Source organism: Streptomyces uncialis, from assembly GCF_001905345.1.
Taxonomy (GTDB): Bacteria; Actinomycetota; Actinomycetes; order Streptomycetales; family Streptomycetaceae; genus Streptomyces; species Streptomyces uncialis.
In genome coordinates, this window is record NZ_LFBV01000010.1 from 327,708 (window position 1) to 348,037 (window position 20,330).

A 20,330-nucleotide genomic window follows, 5' to 3' on the forward strand; every position below is an offset into this window, starting at 1 on the left:
TGGCGCCGCCACGCCCTCTGGTCGGCCCCGCACACGGGGAGGTGGTCCGATCAGGATGCTCCGCCTTCTCGCCTGCGCGGAGTGATCCCCGCGCGGGGATAGTCTGGAGCATTTGACCGCAGTGGTCCCCGCACACGCGGGGCCATTCCGGACGCTTGCGCAGACATGTCGGCTTCACCATCCAAGGGCCCCGCTCCCTCAGTGATCAGCCGGGCCGCAGCCAGGTCAGCCGGTCCGCCCGCCATGCACCGCGGCTGTCCGGGAGGCAGGACGTGGCCCCGCGCGCGAACGCGAGGACCCGTCGACGACACGTCAGCCTTCTTGGTGCGAGGCAGTCGCCGACTGTCCATGGCCGAACGCGCCACGCATATGCGGTTCGTGACCAGATCCTCCGCTGTGGCTGATCTTCCAGCGTGGTGGGATCGGTCCTGCGCACGGGGGAGCGCATGCACCGATTCTGGCTCCCGCGTGTGCTCGACACGGGGAGTGATGGGGTTTGCGATTCAAGAATTTATGCGCGACAAGCAGCGCCGCTCTGGTTCTGGTTGCCGGCCTGACGGCTGGTCCGGCCTCAGCGACCCAACCCGCACCACAGGGCTCAGTCGGCGCCGCCGCCACAGCGCCGCCCGGACCGACGTCCGCAGGCGGGGACTTGACGCTCGGTACCGAGGACTGCCAGGCGCAGCTCGCCGCAGCCCGGCAGCGGGCAGATGAACCGTATGTCGCCTGCGTCACCACACAAGCGGCGGACACATCTGCGGTTCCCGACCAGGCCGCGCTCTGGGCGGCACGGCAGGTGTGGAGGACGCCCGCCTGGTGCGACGATCACGGTGTGGCGAACGCCTGGTACATCGACCGCACGCGGGGATGCGGGATCTTCCGGGCCAAGCTCACGGTCCGCGACGCTCGGACCGGGCGGGAGATCGGGGGTATCACGTATCTGATCACCGGCTACCACTTCACGGCCCGGGACGCTCGGACGTGGGCCTACCAGGTCCAGCTCATGGAGGTGTCGCGGTGGGGCACCGGGGTGAGCGGGACGACCGTCTCCGGCAGCGCTTCCTGCACGGGCAAGTGCAAGGTGCGCAGCAGCGACTTCCCCCGGCAGGCGATCACCGCGAACAAGGAGCCGTTCGGTCAGTTCTTCATGGACACCACGATCAACACTGCGGCCCGCAACCAGAAGGGGACGGGCACCAGTGTCGCGAGCTGGAGGTTCGCCAACCCGGCGTGGGCCACACCCTCGAACTCGACACGGCTGGCCACGACGGACGTCCGGTGCGACAACGCGCTGCCCGGCACGACCAGGCAGGTCGGGTGCGTGAACCCCGGCTACATACCGGTCGTCTCCTACAGCACCACCGGTCCCTGGCCCGAGCTCGCGAAGCACATCAGGTACGCACAGGACACGAGGCGGCTGCCGGGCAAGTTCGGAACATCCCGGTACCTGACCCGCCTCACCGACACGGCCAAGATCAAGAAGAACCGCAAGAAGGCGTGCCCCTCCAGCAGGCCCCGCCCTGCTGGCAAGTCCTGCGACGAGTACCCTTTCGCCTCCACCTGGCAGGGCGCCCGTACGGGGGACGGGAAGTACAGCTGGCGCATGATCAACGAAACGCAGAACACCGAGGGCGGCCGTGCGCTGAACGGCTTCTACACGTACAGCCGCATTCTTGAGAAGGACAAGTTCCTCGTCTGGATCAGGTGACAGAATCCGCCGCGACCAACCCAGGGGACCGAGTTGAGCACCGTCTTCGCCGAGTACCACCTGTTCCGCATCAGCGACCCCGGCGGCGCCGTCACCGACGACATCGACGCTTCACTTACGGGGCTCGTCGCCGCTGACGACGGCAGCATCGAGATCCTGACCGGTATCCACACCGGAGATGTCTCCGTCTCCTTCGCACCGCACACCGGCGAACCCGCGCTCGCCCCGGGGCAGTGGGAGGAGATCGCCGAGATCTCCTTCCACTCACCGACCGGCGAGGTGGTGCTCCACTCCCTGACCGGCGACGGCACCGACCCGCTGCCACTGGCTGCCGGACCGGGCGACTACCGCCTCCGCGTGGCTGCCAGAGGGCGGGACACGGCCGTCGACACGACGGTCGAGACCGTCGTGGAGTGGTATCGCATCGACTGCTGGCCAGCTCCGCCGCAGCCACCCGCCCTCGTCAGGACGGGCGACCGGTACGGAGCGGACCAACGCGCGGTGCCCCGTTCCGCCACCCGGATCATCAACCACGGACCGCAAGGTCAGGCAGCCATCGAACACGACATCCTCAAACGCGCCGAACAAGACGACCACACCTGACCGCCCCGTCCCATGCACTGAAAACGTAGACTTTCATCTCAGGTCTTCCCGATCTCGACGCGTCGGCCCCGCACACGCGGGGGTGGTCCGCCAGACGCGGCACCGTGTCCATGACGACGGTCGTCGTCCCCGCACGCGCGGGGGTGGTCCCCGGAGGACGCGCACGAATCCGCGCGCCGGGAGGTCGTCCCCGCACGCGCGGGGGTGGTCCCCTGTTCGCCGGATGCGGCCCGGATCAGGGTGGGTCGTCCCCGCACGCGCGGGGGTGGTCCGTCACCGAACCCGCGGTCCACGCCCAGGTCCTTGTCGTCCCCGCACGCGCGGGGGTGGTCCGGCCGCGAAGGGCCGCAAGGAATCGAACCTCGTGTCGTCCCCGCACGCGCGGGGGTGGTCCGCCGCACGGGGTGAACGCGTACGACTGGGACGCGTCGTCCCCGCACGCGCGGGGGTGGTCCCTCGCCACCGACGTTGTCATGGAGGTCATCGCTGTCGTCCCCCCACGCGCGGGGGTGGTCCGCCGACCGCCTCGTGGCGGTCGCCCGGGAGGAGGTCGTCCCCGCACACGCGGGGATGGTCCTCACGCCGGGCTCGGTGACGACGACGTACTGCGTTCCGCCCCGCACACGCGGGGGCCACCCACCACACCGTCGCCCGCCCCAACCACCCCAGAACCCCAGGGCGCTCACCCTCCCGGCGGAGAGCCCCCCGCCCAAAAGTGGAACCAGGCAAGGTACGTGCCCTCCCCGAGAGCGACGCCGAACCGCCACGTCCACCGCCAGCATGGACGTCATGACGACAGCGCTCCCCACTCCCTCCGCTGTACCCTCCGCACCCCCCTGGGCACGCCGCGCCGCCCACGCCATCGCCTTGTGCGCCGTCCCCTCCGGACTGTGGCGGATCGCCATGGCCTCCGGCATCTACGTCGGGTACAGCAACCAGGTCCTGCGCGATGTCTTCGACATCCCCGGGTGGGGCATCGCGTACGTCGCGGGACTGGCCGTCATCAGCGAGTTGGCGGCCCTGTTCCCGCTACTGCTCGTCAGCGACCGGTGGAAGCCGCTGCGGCCCCGGACCCTCTCCCGACTGGCCTGTACAGCCTCCGCCGTCCTGGTCGTCGGGGCGCTGTGGCAGATCGCGGTCGCCCTCACCGTCGAGAGTCAGACGTACCTCGCGAGCGGTCCCGCGCAGACCGTCTGGGCACTCACTTTCGCCCCGCTGCTCGCCATCCCGGCGCTGATGACCGCGGTGACCTGGTCCTACGCGGAGCGGCACCGCGTACGAACTCACGCATGACCCGAGCGCCCGCGCCGCCCTCCCCCATGTTCGTCCACGAGCCGGAACAGCACGATGCTCGCCCCTCCACGGTCGGCCCAAGTCCCGCCTCCGCAGAGGCAACGCCCCAGCCAGGTGCTCGCACGCAAGCGCGGAGCCCGCGCCGGCAAAGAGGGCGATGAGGCGAAGAGCGGCAAGCCGTAGGCCCACCTACGCCCCGCGCTGCCCCGTGAGGCAGGTGTACATCACTTCGCCCTCCCAGCCACCCGTCTCCGCGAACGACAGCACCGCCGGGCGCGAACCGCCCCCGCACTCCGGTGCCGCCGTCGAGAACGCGGAGGTCTCCCCGCTCGGGTCGAACGGCAAGTGGTCGTCGCACTGGTAGCCCGCGGCGCCCATCAGCAGGATCGCCTCCCGCTCCGCACCGGACGACGAGCCGGTGTACGAGAGGCAGTACGTCGAACCCGCGTCACCGCCCGTCGGCGGCGTCTGGATGATCCGCACCTGCTCCAGCGGCGCCGCCTTCGCCTCCACCTCCGCCGCCGCAGAAGGCCGCACCTGCGTACTCGGAGACACCGACGGCTTCCGCTCGACCGCCGCACTCGCCGCAGCACCAGGCCTTGATACGGGCTCCCGCGGGCCACTGTCCATGAGGCTGCCGATACCGACGATGACGAGCGCTCCCAGGACGCCACTCCCGACCGCCGCCACCGCGAGCTTCCATCCCGGGGTACGGCTGCTCCCGGGCCGGTGCTCGGGCGGCACCGGCATGTTGTCGAGCGTGTTCCCGTTGTGGAACCGGACCAGCTCCTCGTCCGGGTGCAACGGTCTCTTCGGCTGATCAGTCACTGGCCCCCCAGAAGCCGTTCAACATCACGCCCGAGCGGCACAGCCCGGACGCGAGGGGCAGTGTCCCGCATTCGCCGGACCACTGCCCAACCGACCCAACAACAGGGCTACGGCTGCGGCAGGATGTGGTGATGGCGGGCCTTCCCTGCATGCCCCGCAGAGATCCGACGGGTCCCGCGTAGCGGCGCGCCCGGACCAGGCAGGAGGACAAGGCTGGCACCCCGGAACCGTTACGGGGACGCTGACAGGCCCTGCGACATGCGGACTCGCAACCCGCCCGGCAGATTCACCCCGTAGGCTCGACCCGCCGCAGAACCCGACCAGAACGACCGCTGCCCACGCCCCTGTTGGTCCCCACCGAAGGGCCCACCCGATGCCCCCACCGAAGGCCCCGATCCCACTAAAGGAAAACGGCCCCTCAGCCGGATAGACCCGCAGGTCAGGAAGTGTCGTCCCCGCACGCGCGGGGGTGGTCCGCGGGATGCGTTGGACCAACGACACGGAAGTTAGTCGTCCCCGCACGCGCGGGGGTGGTCCTCCCCGAGATATCAGGGGTTTACGGCCTCTGGGGTCGTCCCCGCACGCGCGGGGGTGGTCCCCAGACCAACGACACCCTGATCTGGGCCATCGAGTCGTCCCCGCACGCGCGGGGGTGGTCCCCGGACCGGGCCCAGATCGCCGCTCTTGCCGGCGTCGTCCCCGCACGCGCGGGGGTGGTCCTGCATCTTTTGGCGTGGCACCTGAAAACGGTACGTCGTCCCCGCACGCGCGGGGGTGGTCCCCCGCTGGACCGTGAGCGGATCGCGGACAACATGTCGTCCCCGCACGCGCGGGGGTGGTCCCAGCGGCTCACGGGTGTAACTCCCGGACAGGGCGTCGTCCCCGCACGCGCGGGGGTGGTCCCCACCAGTGCGTGGTGGTGGGCGGGGTGTCGCGGTCGTCCCCGCACGCGCGGGGGTGGTCCTTTGGCTACCTCGTCGTCGGCAACGGGCGCCGGGTCGTCCCCGCACGCGCGGGGGTGGTCCGCTGGCCGAGGAGAATCCGTCCGTCCGCGCGAAGTCGTCCCCGCACGCGCGGGGGTGGTCCCGGGGCCGCGAACACGCCGGCCGCGAGGGATCGGTCGTCCCCGCACGCGCGGGGGTGGTCCGACGACCTCGACCGTGACGTGGTGGACGATCGGGTCGTCCCCGCACGCGCGGGGGTGGTCCGTGGCGTGGGCCCTTCGGGTCGCGCCCCGGTAGGTCGTCCCCGCACGCGCGGGGGTGGTCCCAGATTGTCCAGGTGGGCGTCCCCATGGGCGGCGTCGTCCCCGCATCTGCGGGGGTGATCCCATCTTGGCGGCGTCGTAGTGCGGCGGGATCAGGTGGTCCCCGCGTCTGCGGGGATGTTCCGAAGTGCGTCGAGTACACCCTGGAGCGTGTGAAGTGGTCCCCGCGATCGCGGGGATGCGGTCCGGCCCTGCTGCGGTGGATGTGCGTCTGCGTCAGGGCCGGTCGGGAGGTGAGGCGTGCGAAGGCGGGGTGCCGTACGCGACATGAGGGGGGCTCTACTCGTACTGGGTGTGGTCGGCTGTGCAGGGGCTTCGGGTGTGTACGTGTTGCGCGCATACGTAGTGGGTGACGCTGGCGCCGCCGCTCATGCTTCCGTAGCCGATGACCACCGGTACCTCCGTCCAGCGTCCGCACTTGCAGCAGTGCTCACCCGAGACCGGCGGCACCCGGGGGAACAAGTCATCAAGCCTCATGCGGACACCTCCGCCCCGGCCCTAGTCACCCCGGAACCGTCGAACGTGAACGGGAGGTCCACACCGAACGTCGCCGCCGCTGCCTCCATCCGCCGCTCGTGCTGCCGCGCCCGTTCCTCCTGTTCCCCGATCCAGTCCCGCAGGTACGGCGGAACCCGGTGCCCCCACGGCGACGGGACCGACCTGGCGAGAACGTGTGCGGGGATGGGGGTACGCGCGGCGCAGATGACCAGGGGGACGGGCTCGCCCCTGACGGCGAGGTACTCGGCGCTGTGGCGTCCGGGACGGGTGCGGCGGGTACCCGGAAGGACTCCGAGCGCCCACGCGATCACTCGGGCGATAACATCTGGCATACGTCGTTCAGCTCCTTCGAAGCTGTGGCGGCGAGCCCCGACGGACCGGTGCAACGGTCCTTCGGGGCGCTTTTGTTTGTGAGCGGAGCCGCGCTTGCGGCTCATCGCCCGCCGGCGGGTGGCCCCGGCCGCTCCTACAGGGCGGGCGGGAGTGACCGGGGCCGGGAGCGGACCGATCCGCTCCCCTTCCCTCGGCCCGCGTGATGACCACACCGGTCCGAGGGGGTACCGCTCCGCGTGTCCTCCGCAGCGTCGCGGGAGGGACGCTGCCACGCGAAGCGGTGGTCTGAAGTCGGCCTTGCGTCAGCGAGGACGTTGCGCATTCGGGCCGGTCATCCCCACATCCGCTCCACCCGGCTCCGCGTGTTCACCTCGGTCAGCGCGGGGCGGAGCTGGTCCGTCACCGTGGCCGGCCGAACGTCCGTACACAACGCGTCCCACTCGACACCACCCCGGGGCGGCCGTAGACAGCACCGTCCCGAACCCGTCCCCGTGATCAGATCCATGACCACCCCGAGGACTCCCCTGGACCTGTCGAATACCAGCTCCCCAACCTTGAGTTGGGGTTCATGCCGCTCTGTGGCTACGTTTTCACCGGACACGGCCGTACCTCTCTGTAGCGACTCCACTACCGGAGGGCTTCAGGTTGGCCTAGATTCGGAGCACTGTTCAACTTGCGATATTTGATTGGTTGGTTGGGATTCGGATGGTGAACCGCAAGCAACTGGACCCCGAGGACGGCCCTCAAGCAGCCTTCGGTGCACGTCTGCGCATGAAGCGGGATGCCCGTGGCTGGACTCAGGACGAGCTGGCAGAGCGCATCGGGTGTACCGGGTCGCACATCTCCGCCGTAGAAACTGGTCGCCGCCCACCAACTCGACGGTTCGCGGCAAGTGTTGACCGGGTATTTGATACCGGAGACCAGTTCGAACGGCAGAGCATGGCTGTGCGGCAGACGGCACTTCTGGAGGGGTTCCCGGAATATGTGGCGCATGAGGGTCGAGCGGCCGAAGTGAGGCTGTTCGAGTCGGGAGTGATTCCCGGACCGCTTCAGACTCGCGATTACGCGTGCGAGTTCGCGAACACTGCCGCTGAGCGAGGGGACATCACCCCCGAACAGGCCACTGAACGAGTCGACTACCTGATAGGGCGCCAAGCGGCCCTCTTCCGGACGCCGCCCCCCTTGATCTTCGTGGTCTTGGACGAGAGCTGCATTCGTCGGCCCATCGGCGGCCCAGATGTGATGGACGCGCAGCTAGTGCGGCTGCTTGAGTTCGCGGAGCTACCCAACTCCTGGCTTCAGATCGCCCCGTACTCGATGGGTGCGCGGCGACCGTTCAACAGAGTCGTCCATCTGCTGACGATGCCTGACCGTTCCCTGATGTCCTACGTAGAGTCGCAGACCCAGGGGTATCTAGACCGTGAGCTGTCATCCGTACTGCCGCTGGTGAGGAACTACCATCAGCTTCAGATCGCGGCAGTCTCTCAGGCGGAGTCTGTCGCCATGATCGAAGAGCTACGAAAGGGCATTGTGTGATGGCCAAGACCAACGCTCCCCAGTTCCGTTGGGTCAAGTCCTCCTACAGCACCGACAATGGTGGAACCTGCGTCGAGTGGGCGCCGTCCAGCGTCACCGCGACCGGCATCGTCCCCGTCCGGGACAGCAAGCGCACCGACGGGCCCGTCCTGATGGTGTCCGCCGACGCGTTCGCCGGGCTCGTCAGCCTCGCCCGGTCCGCCGCGCTGTAGAAGCCGAACCGCCCCACCCCGCACGTGCGCCACGCCCCGCCCGCTCCCTCCTCCGGAGCGGCGGGGGCTCCAAACCGACCCCAGACCGAATCGCTGCCTGAAGCGGCATCGGTGGGCGTGATCGCAGCGACGAAAGGGCACCCCGTGACGGACACCCCCCTCTGGTTCAAGTCCTCCTACAGCGGCAACGGTGGCGCCTGCGTGGAGGTCGCCGCCAATCTCGCGGCCTCACGAGGCACCGTTCCCGTCCGTGATTCGAAGACTGCGGGCGGGCCGGTGCTGAACCTCCCCAGCACCGCGTTCACCACCTTCGTGGCAGCCATCAAGGCTGAAGAGTTCGGCGCCGCCTGATCATCCGGGGGCGTCGCACCTCCTATCCGTTCTCATCGGGCAGCTCCGCCACCCTCCGGAACCAGGGGTGTGGCGGGGCTCTTCCGACCGAACACGAAAGGGCATCCCATGACAACGAACTCCCCTGCAAGCATCTGGGTCAAGTCCTCCTACAGCACTCAGAACGGCGGATCCTGCGTCGAGTGGGCCCCCTCGAACGTCACCGCGACCGGCATCATCCCCGTCCGGGACAGCAAGCGTCCGACCGGCCCCGTACTGATGATCTCCGCCGACGCCTTCGCCGGGCTGGTCCGTCTCGCCCGGTCCAGCGCACTGTAGAAACGCGGCTCCAGCTCAAAGCTGCCGCGCTCAGGCGAAGTCCTTCGCCGAGGTCGACCACCTACGAAAGGGCATTGCGTGATCGCCAAGACCAGCGCTCCCCAGTTCCGTTGGGTCAAGTCCTCCTACAGCACCGAGAACGGCGGGTCCTGCGTCGAGTGGGCCCCGTCCAACGTCACCGTGACCGGAATCGTCCCCGTTCGGGACAGCAAACGCACCGACGGGCCCGTCCTGATGGTGTCCGCCGACGCGTTCGCCGGACTGGTCCGCCTAGCCCGATCCGCTGAGCTGTAGGAGCGCGTCTCCAGCTCAAAGCTGCCTCGCAGACAGAGTTCGTCGCCATGGTCGACCAACCACGGAAGGGCATCCTGTGATGGCCAAGGAAACCTCCTCCTCGCCCCGTTGGGTCAAGTCCTCCCACAGCACCGAGAACGGCGGCGCCTGCGTCGAGTGGGCCCCGTCCAACGTCACCGCGACCGGCACCGTCCCCGTCCGGGACAGCAAACGCACCGACGGCCCCGTACTGATGGTGTCCGCCGACGCCTTCGCCGGGCTCGTCAGCCTCGCCCGGTCCACCGCGCTGTAGAACCGCGCCGTACCGCACCGCACCACCACCCGCACATGTGCCACGCCCCGCCCGCTCCCTCCTCCGGAGCGGCGGGGCTTCTCCGTGTCGGGACCGGGTCACCGTTTCGGCAACGACACCCTCATCAGGTCCGCCGCTACCGTCAGTTCGCCCTCGAACCCCGCGTCGCGGGCCTCCTGTTCGAAGGCCTCGGGGTCGGGGTAGCGCTGGCTGAAGTGGGTGAGGACCAGGTGGCGGACGCCTGCCTCGGTGGCCACGCCGGCGGCCTGGGCCGCTGTGAGGTGGCCGTACTCCGTGGCGAGGGACTCGTCGGGGGCGAGGAACGTGGACTCGATGACCAGCATGTCGCAGCCGGCCGCGAGTTCGTGCACGCCGTCGCAGAGCCGGGTGTCCATGACGAAGGCGAACCGCTGGCCGCGCCGGACCTCGCTCACCTCGTCCAGGCGGACGCCCCGCAGTTCGCCGTCCCGCTGGAGGCGGCCCACGTCCGGGCCCGAGATGCCGCGTTCGGCGAGCAGCGCGGGCAGTATCCGACGGCCGTCGGGCTCCACCAGGCGGTAGCCGTACGCCTCGACGGGGTGGGAGAGCCTGCGTGCCTCCAGCCGGTAGGGGCCGGAGTGGGTGAGGACGGCGGCGTCGCCGCTGACGGGTGCCTCGTCCAGCCGTACCGTCTCGCGGTACGCGGTCGCGTGGCGCAGCCGGTCGTAGAAGTGCTGGCCGGAGGCGGGGTAGTGGGCGGTGACGGGGTGGGTGACGCGGTCGAGGTTGATGCGCTGGATGACCCCGGCGAGGCCGAGCGAGTGGTCGCCGTGGAAGTGGGTGACGCAGATCCGGTCGATGTCGTGCGCGGCGACCCCGGCGCGCAGCATCTGCCGCTGGGTGCCCTCGCCGGGGTCGAAGAGGATGCCCTGGCCGTCCCAGCGCAGCAGATAGCCGTTGTGGTTGCGGTGCCGGGTGGGTACCTGGCTGGCGGTGCCGAGGACGACGAGTTCACGTACCGACACGGCGGATCACCCGGGGGGCCACTGGAGGCCACGGCCGCCCAGGACGTGCGCGTGGGCGTGGAAGACGGTCTGGCCCGCGCCGGAGCCGGTGTTGAAGACGATCCGGTAGCTGGTCGCCTGTTCCTGCGCGGCGACCTCGGCGGCTTCCTTGAGCACGTCCGCCGCGATCTGCGGTTCGGCGGCGGCGAGCGAGGCCGCGTCGGGGTGGTGGACCTTCGGGATGACCAGGATGTGGGTGGGCGCCTGGGGGTTGATGTCCCGGAACGCGACCGTGGTGTCGGTCTCGCGGACGACCGTCGCGGGTACGTCGCCAGCGACGATCTTGCAGAACAGGCAGTCGGCCTGCGGCTCTCCGGCCACGTTTCGTCACGTCTCCTCGGTGATCGGGGCGGCACACGGGCGGTGCCGGGGCGTCGGTTCGCATGCTATCCGGGGCGGGGGCGCCGTCCGGGGGTCACCCGTGCGGCGCCCGGTCGGGGGACGGGGCGCCGCACAGGTGGCCGGGCCGGGTCGGATGAACCGCACGGTGGCCGGGCCGGGGTCGGATGAACCGGACCGGTGGTCAGGGCGGGGTCAGGGCAACCGCGCCCGTGGCCATCCGGTCAGGGGAGCTGCGGCGGGGTGCGGGCCGGGCGTTCCGCGAGGGACGCGAGGGCGATACGGACGGCCTCGTCCAGTTGGGGGTCCCGTCCGGCCGCGTGGTCCTGCGGGGTCTGGGCGACCTCGACGTCCGGGTCGACGCCGTGGTTCTCCACCTCCCAGCCGTATCCGTCCAGCCAGAAGGCGTACTTCGGCTGGGTGACGAGGGTGCCGTCGACCAGGCGGTAGCGGCTGTCGATGCCGACGACACCGCCCCAGGTCCGGGTGCCGACGACGGGGCCGATGCCGAGGGCCTTGATGGCGGCGTTGACGATGTCGCCGTCGGAGCCGGAGAACTCGTTGGCGACGGCGACGACCGGGCCGCGTGGCGCGTCCTGCGGATAGCTGGTCGGGGCCTGGCCGCGCGGCAGGTCCCAGCCGACGATCCGGCGGGCGAGTTTCTCCACGACGAGCTGCGAGGTGTGGCCGCCCCGGTTCTCCCGGACGTCGACGATCAGGCCCTCGCGGGTGACCTCGACCCGCAGATCGCGGTGGATCTGGGCCCAGCCGGGCGCCATCATGTCGGGGACGTGGAGGTAGCCGAGGCGCCCCCCGGACAGCGTGGTGACATGGGCGCGCCGGTCGGTGACCCAGGCGTGGTAGCGCAGGGGTTCCTCGTCGTCCAGCGGGACGACGACGACATGCCGGGGCTCGCCGCCCGCGCCGGGCAGGACGGTCAGTTCGACGGGTTTGCCCGCCGTCCCGGCGAGCAGGGGGGCGGGGCCGGTGACCGGGTCGACGGGGCGTCCGCCGACCGCGACGACGGCGTCGCCCACGCGGACCGCGACCCCGGGCGCGGCGAGCGGGGAACGGGCCCGGGGGTCGGAGGTCTCGGACGGCAGGACGCGGTCGATCCGCCAGCGGCCGTCGGCGTGCCGGGTGAGGTCGGCGCCGAGGAGCCCCTGGGAGTCGGACGAGCCCCAGCCGCCGCCGCTGGGGATGACGTACGCGTGGGAGGTGCCGAGTTCGCCCTGGACCTCCCACAGCAGGTCGACGAGGTCGTCGTGGGTGGCGATCCGGTCGAGGACGGGGCGGTAGCGGTCGAGGACGCCGTCCCAGTCGACGCCGCCGAGGTCGGGGCGCCAGAAGTTGTCGCGCATCAGCCGTCCGGCCTCCGCGTACATCTGCCGCCATTCGGCGGCCGGGTCGATCTGCTGGCGGACGCGGGAGAGGTCGACGGTGAGATTGTTGTCGCCGTCCTCGTCGGCGGGTGCGCGGCGGTCGCTGGGGACGACCTTGAGTTTGCCGTCGGTCCACAGCAGGACGCGTTTGCCGTCGCCGCTGACGGCGTAGTGGTCGGCGTCGCCCGCCAGATGCTCCACCCGTCGCTGGACCAGGTCGTAACGTTCCAGCTCGGTCTTGGGTTCCGCGTCGTCGGGGGTGGCGCGGGTGGCGCCGAGGACACCGACGACCGGGTGCCGCAGCCACAGCACGCCGTCCTTCGCGGCCCGCAGGGTGGAGTAGCGGCCGGCCTCCACGGGGAACGGCACGATGCGGTCGGCGAGCCCTTCGAGGTCGATACGGGTGGCGGGGGCGCCCTCGCTGTCGGGGGTCTCGTCCTTGTCGGGGGTCTCGAACGGGCGGCCGTGGCGCTGCGGTCCGAAGGGGGACGGAGTGGTCGCGGCGAGGGTGATCAGATGCGGCCGGGCGCTCTCCACGAACGCGAGGTCGAAGACATGCTCGTCGTAGACGGGGTCGAAGGCACGGGCGGAGAGGAACGCGAGGTGTCTGCCGTCGGCGGTGAAGGCGGGCGAGTGGTCCTGGAAGCGCAGCGGGGTCGCCTCGGTGACGGTGCCGTCGGCGGTGTGCGCGAGTTTGAGCTGGCGCAGCGGGCCCGGTCCGGGGTGCGACCAGGCGAGCCAGGCGGAGTCCGGGGAGAAGGTCAGTCCGGAGGCGTCGCCGTACTCGCTGCTGTCGATCTCGCGGACCTCGCCGGTGGTCCGTTCGACGAGGAGGACGCGTCCGTCGTGCGCGGCGACGGCGGCCCGTCCGCCGTCGGGAGCCATCGCCAGTCCGACCACACGGCCGAGCTGGCCGCGCGCGATTCGCCGGGGGGCCGCCTGCGCCGGGGAGGTGGTGTCCTCCGTGGGCGGGTCGGGGGTGGTCGCCGGGTCTGAGGTGGTGGTGGTCTTGTCGGGGGTCGGGGTGGTCCGGGGGGTCGCGTCGGCCGTGGCGCCGGGGGCCTTGTCCGGACGGGTGGCGTCGGCGTCCGGGGTGCCGGTGGTGTTCGGGGTGGCGTCCCCGTTCGGAGTGCCGGTGCCGGTGCCGGTGCCGTTCTGGGCGTCGGCGGAGGCTCCGGTGGCGTCCGGGGTGCCCGTGGCGTCCGGGGTGCCGGTCGCGCTCGGGGTGCCGGTCGCGGGGATGAACTCCAGCGCGTCCTCGCCCTCCGCGTCGGTGACCCAGACGACGTGCTCCTCCCCCGCCACCCGGAAGGTCCGGGGCAGCCGCGCCCGTACCCCGGGCTCGGCGGCGAGGGCGCGGGCGGGGCCCTCGCGGTGGGTGACCCAGTGCACCGCGCCCCGGACGGCGAGCGCGCTGCCGCGTCCGGTGTGGTCGGGGGCGGCGGCGCCGAACCAGCGGGCGGCGCTGACGGGATGCGGCTGGAGGTCGGTGCGCTGGCCGCCGAGACGGACGGTCAGGGGGCGGGGGCCGGTGGTCGGGCGGTCGGAGCCCGCCGGGCCGTTCACGTCGTCCAGGCTGTCCAGGAGCAGGAGTTGACCGGCGCTGGTGTAGATGACGCGGGTGCCGTCGGTGGCCGCGTGGCGGGCGTAGAAGCCGTCGACGGGGGTGTGGCGGCGCAGGTCCGTCCCGTCCGCGAGGGACGAGTAGAGCGCGCCGACGCCCTCGTGGTCGGAGAGGAACGCGACGCGCTCACCGACCTGGAGCGGGTACTCGATGTTGCCGTCGAGGTCCTCGTGGAACCGGACGAACTCCCCGTCGCCGTCGCGGTCGATCCACAGTTTGCCCGCGGTGCCGCCCCGGTAGCGCTTCCACCAGGCGGCCTCGCGGCCCATCGGCGCGGAGAGCAGGACGGTCCGTCCGCCGGGGCCGAACACGGCGTCGCCGACGGGTCCGTAAGGCAGGGTCTCGGCGGGACCGCCGTCGAGGGGGACCGCGCGGGCCCAGGAACGACGGGTGCTCGCCTGGTCGTGGGCGCCGAGTGCGAGGACCCGGCCGTCGGGGGTCCAGCCGCGGACGGTGGTGCGGGGGCCGCCCCAGTGGGTGAGCCGCCGGGAGGGGCCGCCGTCCACGGGGGCCACGTGGATCTCGGGGGCGCCGTCGCGGGTCGAGGTCCAGGCGACGGTGGTGCCGTCCGGGGAGATACGGGGGTGGCTGACGGGCACGTTGTCGGCGCTGACCCGCCATGCGCGGCCGCCGTCGAGTGGCGCGATCCAGACGTCGTCCTCTGCCGTGAAGGCGATCAACTCGCCGTGGACATGGGGGTACCGGAAGTACGCAGACTGAGTCACCCGATCACCCTAGGCAGCGGTGGCTCCGCCGGTCAGCGGTTTCGATCACCTCACCGCCCGTCACCCCACGTCCCCGGGTCCCCAGGGTTGCCCGTACGGGCTCCGGTGCGGGTTCCGGTGCGGGTTCCGGTGCGGGTTCCGGTGCGGGGTGGTTCATGGGTTCGCGCGGTTCCCCGCGCCCCTTAGGTTCGTCCCGCTGGACCTACTTGTTCCCGTGCGGTACGTCCGGGGTGCGCAGTTCCCCGCGCCCCTGGGTTCGTCCCCCTGGACCTACTGTCCGTGTGCGGGTACGTCCCGGGCGCGCGGGTGCGATCGCAGGAAACACGGCGGGCCGTAGGGGTCAGGACCAGCGGCCCGTCCGGCCGAGGACCAGTGCCGTCGCGGCCGTCCCCGCCGTGGACGTCCGCAGCACGCTCGGCCCCAGCCGGTACGTCCCCGCCCCGGCCCCCGCGAACACCGCGAGCTCCTCCGGCGAGACACCCCCCTCGGGCCCCACGACGAGCACGATCCCCCCGTCCACGGGGAGTTCGGCCGTCGCGAGCGGCACGCTCCCGTGCTCGCGGTCCTCGTGCAGGACCGCCGCGAGATCCGCGCCGGCCAGCAGCCCCGCGACCTGCTTCGTGGTCATGAGGTCGGACACCTCGGGGAACCGCACCCGGCGGGACTGCTTCCCGGCCTCCCGGGCGGTGGCCCGCCACTTCGCGAGGGCCTTCGCGCCCCGGTCGCCGCGCCACTGCGTGACGCACCGGGACGCGGCCCACGGCACGATCGCGTCGACACCGGTCTCGGTCATGGTCTCGACGGCGAGTTCCCCGCGGTCGCCCTTGGGCAGCGCCTGGACGACGGTGATCCGGGGCGTCTCGGCGGGTTCCTCGCTGACCGAGTCGAGCTGGACGACGAGCCGGTCCTTGCCCTCGGTGGCGAGGACGACGCAGTCGGCCCAGGCGCCCCGCCCGTCCGTGAGGACGACGTCCTCGCCGGCACGCAGCCGCTTGACGGACACGGCGTGCCGCCCTTCCGGACCGTCGAGGACGAAGCGTCCGCCGGGCCCGGACCTGACGGTCGCGAGGTCGTCGACGACGAAGACGGGTGCGGTCATGAAGCCCTCCCGAAGGCCAGGGTCTCGGCGGCGTCGGCGAGTTCGTCGTACAGGACGTCCATGAGCTGTCCGGCGGGCATCTCGCGGGCGAGCCGGTGGCCCTGTCCGGCCCACAGGGCCATGCCCTGCGGGTCGGCGGCCCGCGCGGCGGCCTTGCGCAGTCCGGCGGTGAGGTGGTGGACCTGCGGGTACGCGGCGGGGGCGTACGGGCCGTGCTCGCGCAGGAAGCGGTTGACCAGGCCGCGGGCGGGGCGGCCGGTGAAGGCGCGGGTGAGTTCGGTGCGCGCGTACAGCGGGTCGGTGAGGGCGTGCTTGTGCAGCAGATGGGCGCCGGACTCGGGGGTGGGGAGGAAGGCGGTGCCGAGCTGCGCGGCGTCGGCCCCGGCGGCGAGGACGGCGGCGATCTGGCTGCCGCGCATCAGCCCCCCGGTGGCGACGACCGGCAGTTCCACGGCCTCCCGGACCCGGGCGACAAGGGTGAGGAGCCCGATGCCGGTGCCGTCGTGTTCGGTGGTGTCCCGGTGGGTGCCCTGGTGGCCGCCCGCCTCGATGCCCTGGACGATCACCCCGTCGGCGCCCGCCCGTTCCACGGCCAGCGCCTCCTCGGGGGTGGTGGCGGTGACGAGGGTGACGGTGCCGACCTTGCGCAGCGAGTCGAGGACCCCGGGGGTCGGACAGCCGAAGTGGAACGAGACGACGGGGACGGGGTCGTCCACGAGGATCGCGAGCTTCGCGTCGTACCCGTCGTCGCGGCCGTGGTCGGGGTCGCCCAGCTCGGTGTCGTACCAGGCGGACTCGCCCGCGAGCTGATGGCCGTACACGGCGACGACGGCCGGGTCGGCGTACTCGGGCTGGGGCATGAAGACATTGACGCCGAACGGCCGGGCGGTCAGACTCCGCAGTTCCTTGATCTCCTGGTACATCCCGTCGGCGGTCTTGTACCCGGCGGCGAGGAATCCCAGCCCGCCCGCGTCGGACACGGCGGCGGCGAGCAGAGGCCGGGACACACCGCCCGCCATCGGGGCCTGCACGATCGGACGAGGGAGGAGATCGGTCAGTGCGGAGGACATGACGGCATGTTGTCACGTCGCCCGCGCAAGTCCGAATCCAGCCGTGTGCCTGGCATATTCAGCCGCGAGAGCGTACTGACAGCCCCTCTAAAGACGACTGTTTCCGCTGGTCAGGGCGGTAATTGACGGTTCTACGAGTATGGGTGGCCGAGTACGCACCGTAGGGCCGGGGGCGGGGACAAGCCACCCCCGGGACACCGCTCGGGAACCGGTCCGGCGCCGGTCCGGACCGCCGCGCGCCGACGTATCACGGACGGATGTCCGGCGCCGCGTCCACGTACCACCGACGCGGCGCCGGACGACGGCTCAGCGACCGTTGAACGCGTCCTTCAACCGGGAGAACAAGCCCTGCTGACCTGGCTGGAACTGACCGGTCGGCCGCTCCTCGCCGCGCAGCTTGGCCAGCTCCCGCACCAGCCGTTCCTGCTCGGGGTCCAGCTTCGACGGGGTCTGCACCTCGACATGGACGACGAGATCGCCCCGGCCGCCGCCCCGCAGATGCGTGACACCCCGCCCGTGCAGCGGGATCGACTGCCCGGACTGGGTCCCGGGCCGGATGTCGATCTCCTCCATCCCGTCCAGCGTCTCCAGCGGCACCTTCGTACCGAGCGTGGCGGCTGTCATCGGGAGGGTGACCGTGCAGTGCAGATCGTCCCCGCGACGCTGGAACACCGCGTGCGGCAGCTCATGGATCTCGACATAGAGGTCACCGGCGGGGCCACCGCCGGGGCCGACCTCGCCCTCGCCCGCGAGCTGGATACGGGTGCCGTTGTCGACGCCCGCCGGGATCTTCACCGTCAGGGTGCGACGGGACCGCACCCGGCCGTCGCCCGCGCACTCGGGGCACGGCGTCGGCACGACCGTGCCGAAGCCCTGGCACTGCGGGCACGGGCGCGAGGTCATGACCTGGCCGAGGAACGAGCGGGTCACCTGGGAGACCTCACCCCGGCCCCGGCACATGTCACAGGTCTGCGCGCTGGTGCCCGGAGCCGCGCCCTCGCCGCTACAGGTGCCGCAGACGACGGCCGTGTCGACCTGGAGGTCCTTGGTGGTCCCGAAGGCCGCCTCGTCCAGCTCGATCTCCAGCCGGATCATCGCGTCCTGGCCACGGCGGGTCCGCGAGCGCGGACCGCGCTGCGACGCCGTGCCGAAGAAGGCGTCCATGATGTCGGAGAAGTTGCCGAAGCCACCGGCGCCGAAGCCACCGGCCCCCGCACCGCCCGACGCGGACAGCGGGTCGCCGCCGAGGTCGTAGACCTGCTTCTTCTGCGGGTCCGACAGCACCTCGTAGGCGGCGTTGATCTCCTTGAACCGCTCCTGGGTCTTCGGATCGGGGTTGACGTCCGGATGCAGCTCGCGTGCGAGCCTGCGGAACGCCTTCTTGATCTCGTCCTGGGATGCGTCGCGGCGTACGCCGAGTACGGCGTAGTAGTCCGTGGCCACTTACGACTCCGCCAGGATCTGTCCGACGTAACGTGCCACTGCGCGTACTGCTCCCATCGTTCCCGGGTAGTCCATGCGGGTCGGGCCGACCACGCCGAGCTTGGCGACTGCCTCGCCGCCCGAACCGTAGCCCACCGACACGACGGACGTGGAGTTGAGCCCCTCGTGGGCGTTCTCATGACCGATCCGTACGGTCATGCCCGAATCCTTCGCCTCACCAAGGAGTTTGAGGAGCACGACCTGCTCCTCAAGGGCCTCCAGGACGGGCCGGATCACGAGAGGAAAGTCATGTCCGAAGCGGGTCAGATTGGCGGTTCCGCCGATCATCAGCCGCTCCTCGATCTCCTCGACCAAGGTCTCCAGCAGGGTGGAGAGGACAGTCGAGACGGTACCCCTGTCCTCGTTCTCGAAGACATCGGGGAGGTCCTGCACGAGCTGCGGGACATCCGCGAAGCGGCGGCCGGCGACCCTGCTGTTGAGCCGGGCCCGCAGATCCGCGACCGAGCTCTCCCCGAAGGGCGCCGGGCAGTCGACCAGCCGCTGCTCGACCCGGCCCGTGTCCGTGATCAGGACGAGCATCACGCGCGCGGGCGACAGCGACAGCAGTTCCACGTGCCGCACGGTCGAACGGGTCAGCGACGGGTACTGCACGACGGCGACCTGCCGGGTGAGCTGCGCCAGCAGCCGCACCGTACGGCCGACCACGTCGTCGAGGTCGACCGCGCCGTCGAGGAAGTTCTGGATGGCGCGCCGCTCGGGCGCCGTCATCGGTTTGACCCCCGCCAGCTTGTCCACGAACAGGCGATACCCCTTGTCGGTGGGGATACGCCCCGCGCTGGTGTGCGGCTGGGCGATGAACCCCTCCTCCTCCAGCGCCGCCATGTCGTTGCGGACGGTCGCCGGGGAGACACCGAGACTGTGCCGCTCGGTCAGCGCCTTGGAGCCGACCGGCTCCTCCGTACCGACGTAGTCCTGGACGATGGCGCGCAGCACTTCCAGCCTGCGTTCACTGAGCATCGCGCACACCTCCCGCTTCGCCTGCCCCAGCTCTTTCCACTGCTTGGCACTCATGACGGTCGAGTGCCAGAGTTCCCCGGCCCAGTGTACGGCCGGTGGGTGCGCACGTAGCAAGGCCGGGGCGCACGAGGCTCAGGACGGGTGCCGTCGTGCGTCCTGCGGGGATGACCTAGCGTCACGGTATGCGGAGAACGGAAGAGACCGACTGGGCGGCGGAGGGCTGGGAACGGCTGGCTCCCCGGGCGGGGCGGCGGCGGCTGCCGGGCTGGGACTGCACGGTCGGGCTGGTCGTGGGCGACCGGGCGGCCCTGCTGGTCGACGCGGGGTCGACCCTGCGGGAGGGGGCCGAGCTGCGGGAGCAGACCCGGCGGCTGCTGCGGGGCGGACCCGGGCGTGTCCGCGAGGTCACCCATGTCGCGCTGACGCACGCGCACTTCGACCATGTGATGGGGGCGTCCGTCTTCGGCACCGCGCGGGTGTACGGGGCGGCGGGGATCGGGGCGGTGCTGACCGCGGGGCGCGAGGAGCTGCGGGCGGACGCGGTACGGCACGGGGTCGCGCCGGACGACGCCGCGCGGGCCGCGGAGGCGCTGGCCTCGCCCGGGGTGGAGGTGACGGGGTCGCTGTCGCTGGATCTCGGGGGGCTCGTGGCCGTCCTCGCGGACGTGGGCCCCGGACACACCCGCAACGATCTCGCGGTGCTGGTGCCCGGGGAACCCGCGGTCGTGTTCTGCGGTGATCTCGTGGAGGAGTCCGGGGAACCGCAGGCGGGCCCCGACGCGGAGGCGCTGCGCTGGCCTTTCGCGGTGGACCGGCTGCTGGGGCTCGGGGGCGCGGGGGCGGTGTACGTGCCGGGGCACGGGGCGGTGGTCGACGCGGGGTTCTTGCGGGAGCAGCGGGTGGTGCTGGGGCGTCTCCGCTGAGGCGGTGCGCTGGCTTTTGGGTTCGCTGTGCCGGGCGCACTTGTTCCTGTACAGGTGGTTCGAGGTCTGTCCGGGTGGGCGTACCTGTTCCTGTGCCGTCGTCCGGGGGTGCGCAGTTCCCCGCGCCCCTGG

At 71.4% G+C, this 20,330-nt stretch carries 19 protein-coding genes and 3 CRISPR repeat arrays (1 of these 22 only partly in view); of the genes, 10 read left to right on the plus strand and 9 right to left on the minus strand.

Annotation, left to right across the window (positions count from 1 at the left end; translation table 11 throughout):
- Positions 1-48: a CRISPR direct-repeat array (repeat unit 28 nt); it begins 1,323 nt to the left of the window's first position.
- A 604-nt stretch (positions 49-652) separates the two neighbouring features.
- From AB852_RS31725 to AB852_RS31735, 3 genes are all read left to right on the plus strand, one after another.
- On the plus strand, positions 653-1,708 hold the full coding sequence (locus AB852_RS31725) for a NucA/NucB deoxyribonuclease domain-containing protein (protein WP_143201312.1): 1,056 nt from the start codon (positions 653-655) through the stop codon (positions 1,706-1,708).
- A 33-nt stretch (positions 1,709-1,741) separates the two neighbouring features.
- Complete coding sequence (locus AB852_RS31730; protein WP_073793653.1) at positions 1,742-2,311, plus strand: hypothetical protein; 570 nt, start codon at positions 1,742-1,744, stop codon at positions 2,309-2,311.
- 61 nt (positions 2,312-2,372) lie between these two features.
- A CRISPR array of direct repeats spans positions 2,373-2,888; the repeat unit is 28 nt; unit sequence GTCGTCCCCGCACGCGCGGGGGTGGTCC.
- A 203-nt stretch (positions 2,889-3,091) separates the two neighbouring features.
- The gene (locus tag AB852_RS31735) at positions 3,092-3,604 is read left to right on the plus strand and encodes a hypothetical protein (protein WP_073793654.1); all 513 of its coding nucleotides are present in this window, start codon (positions 3,092-3,094) and stop codon (positions 3,602-3,604) included.
- A 189-nt stretch (positions 3,605-3,793) separates the two neighbouring features.
- Here AB852_RS31735 and AB852_RS31740 read toward each other — a convergent pair whose 3' ends face one another.
- Together AB852_RS31740 and AB852_RS31745 are read right to left on the minus strand one after the other, a co-directional pair.
- Positions 3,794-4,432 (minus strand): hypothetical protein, encoded by a 639-nt coding sequence (locus tag AB852_RS31740; protein ID WP_143201313.1) that lies wholly within the window; start codon positions 4,430-4,432, stop codon positions 3,794-3,796.
- A 448-nt stretch (positions 4,433-4,880) separates the two neighbouring features.
- A CRISPR array of direct repeats spans positions 4,881-5,762; the repeat unit is 28 nt; unit sequence GTCGTCCCCGCACGCGCGGGGGTGGTCC.
- Positions 5,763-5,978: 216 nt separating this feature from the next.
- Complete coding sequence (locus AB852_RS31745) at positions 5,979-6,176, minus strand: hypothetical protein (RefSeq protein WP_143201314.1); 198 nt, start codon at positions 6,174-6,176, stop codon at positions 5,979-5,981.
- A 1,059-nt stretch (positions 6,177-7,235) separates the two neighbouring features.
- On the opposite strand from AB852_RS31745, the gene AB852_RS31760 reads away from it, so the two are divergent.
- The 6 genes from AB852_RS31760 to AB852_RS31785 all read left to right on the plus strand — a co-directional run bounded on the left by AB852_RS31760 (position 7,236) and on the right by AB852_RS31785 (position 9,533).
- Positions 7,236-8,066, plus strand: a complete 831-nt coding sequence (locus tag AB852_RS31760) for a helix-turn-helix domain-containing protein (protein ID WP_073793659.1) — start codon at positions 7,236-7,238, stop codon at positions 8,064-8,066.
- A complete protein-coding gene (locus AB852_RS31765) occupies positions 8,066-8,278 on the plus strand; it encodes a DUF397 domain-containing protein (protein WP_073793660.1) in 213 nt (70 codons plus the stop codon). Before AB852_RS31760 ends, AB852_RS31765 begins: the two co-directional genes overlap by 1 nt.
- Before the next feature lie 144 nt (positions 8,279-8,422).
- Entirely contained in the window at positions 8,423-8,629 is a 207-nt protein-coding gene (locus tag AB852_RS31770) for a DUF397 domain-containing protein (RefSeq protein WP_073793661.1), read from the plus strand.
- A 108-nt stretch (positions 8,630-8,737) separates the two neighbouring features.
- On the plus strand, positions 8,738-8,947 hold the full coding sequence (locus AB852_RS31775; protein WP_073793662.1) for a DUF397 domain-containing protein: 210 nt from the start codon (positions 8,738-8,740) through the stop codon (positions 8,945-8,947).
- A gap of 78 nt (positions 8,948-9,025) precedes the next feature.
- A complete protein-coding gene (locus AB852_RS31780; RefSeq protein ID WP_073793663.1) occupies positions 9,026-9,241 on the plus strand; it encodes a DUF397 domain-containing protein in 216 nt (71 codons plus the stop codon).
- Between the two features lie 79 nt (positions 9,242-9,320).
- Positions 9,321-9,533 (plus strand): DUF397 domain-containing protein, encoded by a 213-nt coding sequence (locus AB852_RS31785; protein ID WP_073793664.1) that lies wholly within the window; start codon positions 9,321-9,323, stop codon positions 9,531-9,533.
- Between the two features lie 98 nt (positions 9,534-9,631).
- Here the strand turns inward: AB852_RS31785 and AB852_RS31790 are convergent, their stop codons facing one another.
- The 7 genes from AB852_RS31790 to hrcA all read right to left on the minus strand — a co-directional run bounded on the left by AB852_RS31790 (position 9,632) and on the right by hrcA (position 19,275).
- The gene (locus tag AB852_RS31790) at positions 9,632-10,537 is read right to left on the minus strand and encodes a ribonuclease Z (RefSeq protein WP_073793665.1); all 906 of its coding nucleotides are present in this window, start codon (positions 10,535-10,537) and stop codon (positions 9,632-9,634) included.
- A 6-nt stretch (positions 10,538-10,543) separates the two neighbouring features.
- Positions 10,544-10,897 (minus strand): histidine triad nucleotide-binding protein, encoded by a 354-nt coding sequence (locus AB852_RS31795; RefSeq protein ID WP_073793666.1) that lies wholly within the window; start codon positions 10,895-10,897, stop codon positions 10,544-10,546.
- A 242-nt stretch (positions 10,898-11,139) separates the two neighbouring features.
- On the minus strand, positions 11,140-14,646 hold the full coding sequence (locus AB852_RS41105) for a S41 family peptidase (protein ID WP_245876992.1): 3,507 nt from the start codon (positions 14,644-14,646) through the stop codon (positions 11,140-11,142).
- 340 nt (positions 14,647-14,986) lie between these two features.
- Positions 14,987-15,745 (minus strand): 16S rRNA (uracil(1498)-N(3))-methyltransferase, encoded by a 759-nt coding sequence (locus AB852_RS31810; protein ID WP_073793667.1) that lies wholly within the window; start codon positions 15,743-15,745, stop codon positions 14,987-14,989.
- Positions 15,742-16,815, minus strand: a complete 1,074-nt coding sequence (locus tag AB852_RS31815) for a nitronate monooxygenase (RefSeq protein WP_073793668.1) — start codon at positions 16,813-16,815, stop codon at positions 15,742-15,744. The genes AB852_RS31810 and AB852_RS31815 overlap by 4 nt, the downstream gene beginning before the upstream one ends.
- Before the next feature lie 306 nt (positions 16,816-17,121).
- Complete coding sequence (gene dnaJ / locus AB852_RS31820; RefSeq protein WP_073793669.1) at positions 17,122-18,258, minus strand: molecular chaperone DnaJ; 1,137 nt, start codon at positions 18,256-18,258, stop codon at positions 17,122-17,124.
- A complete protein-coding gene (gene hrcA / locus AB852_RS31825) occupies positions 18,259-19,275 on the minus strand; it encodes a heat-inducible transcriptional repressor HrcA (RefSeq protein ID WP_073794294.1) in 1,017 nt (338 codons plus the stop codon).
- A gap of 182 nt (positions 19,276-19,457) precedes the next feature.
- Here hrcA and AB852_RS31830 point away from each other — a divergent pair, with 182 nt between their 5' ends.
- Positions 19,458-20,198 carry an MBL fold metallo-hydrolase gene (locus AB852_RS31830; protein WP_073793670.1) on the plus strand — a complete coding sequence of 247 codons (741 nt, stop codon included), beginning with the start codon at positions 19,458-19,460 and terminating at the stop codon, positions 20,196-20,198.
- The last annotated feature ends 132 nt before the right edge of the window (positions 20,199-20,330 follow it).